Below are 1,242 nucleotides of genomic sequence, written 5' to 3' on the forward strand. Positions count from 1 at the left end.
AAAACGTGCTTCAATCGGTATATTGACGATTTGTTGCAAACTTGTACTGGTTCGTTTCACTGATTGATCACTGAACTACCTGATTTTCTTTCGTGGCGTGAACTGGCTCAATTCTCAATTCGTGTAGGTTGAGGGAATCGATTCAATTAAGAGAGGGAATATGAGATGGGTAAGAAACTAAGCGAAAGCCCAACGTCGATGTTGAGCTTTAGAACGTATTCAGAGGAGGATTAGCGAGTCTGTTTAAGCTCGGCTAATACTTCGTGCAGTGAAGGCACGATAGCGTGACCAAATTGTTTCACCTCATCGCAAGGTTCAACCAAGTCCGGAATTTGATAAGTGACCATGTTTGCCGCTACAGCGGCGCGAACACCGTTATTGGAATCTTCAAAGGCCAGACATAGGCTTGGTTCTACATCCAGACGGTTCGCTGCCAGCAAATAGATTTCTGGATCGGGTTTGCCGTGGCTCACTTCGCAGCCTGTCGTTAGGTTATCGAAGTATTTGCTCAACCCTGCTAATTCCAGTTTGATTTTTGCCACTTCTTTCGCGGTAGATGTCGCGACCGCGATAGGTAAACCTTGCGCTTTCAACCACTCCAGCAACTCAACAACGCCATCTTTTACAGGGATGGCTTGGTGTTTGACAACTGCGTTGTAACGAGTGCGCCATTCAAGATGTAGGCGGTCTAAATTCTCGCCGTAGGCTTTGCGGAAAATCGTCTCAATTCCTGCCGCATTGCGGCCAATGATCGATAGGTAAACATCTTCATAAAACGGAAGGTTTTGTACTTCACATGCTTCTTGGAAAATACGCATACAGACGCGTTCAGTATCAAGAAGTAAACCATCCATATCAAAAATAGCAGCTTGGTATTTCATTACATTACAGGCTTGTTGAGTGAGGGAACACATTCTGGCATAAGCCGACGTAATTTTCTCGGAAATTTACTTTTCTGTTTGTCGCAGCTGTATAAATCGGGTGCGGTCTTATTCGATAGGGTGACTTTATGGCTCTAAAACAAAAATGGTGACAGCGCAGCGTTAATCATTCTAATTAATCAATATTATCTTATTGGTATTGTTTATGTTTTCGTGGTTTATCAATTATAAATATTGATTGTTTAAATGTTTTGGATTATTCCCGTAGAGTTTTTATAAAACTATCTCTAGTTAAAGCGTGAAACTTGTCGTAATTCATTACTTGGTTTTTAGGTTATTGAGTTGAATTTTTTTTTTATCA

General features: G+C 41.4%; 1 protein-coding gene. It reads right to left on the reverse strand.

The window, feature by feature from the left end; genetic code table 11:
• Positions 1-230 precede the first annotated feature (230 nt).
• Positions 231-881, reverse strand: a complete 651-nt coding sequence (locus tag R7E42_RS24580) for an HAD family hydrolase (RefSeq protein ID WP_029841171.1) — start codon at positions 879-881, stop codon at positions 231-233.
• Positions 882-1,242 lie beyond the last annotated feature (361 nt).

This window comes from Vibrio sp. Vb1337 (genome assembly GCF_033338715.1).
Classification (GTDB): domain Bacteria; phylum Pseudomonadota; class Gammaproteobacteria; order Enterobacterales; family Vibrionaceae; genus Vibrio; species Vibrio alginolyticus.

What these genes read in the sequence shown, in the direction of transcription:
- R7E42_RS24580 (WP_029841171.1), bottom strand. Translation starts at nt 881, where the DNA reads ATGAAATACCAAGCTGCTATTTTTGATATGGATGGTTTACTTCTTGAT.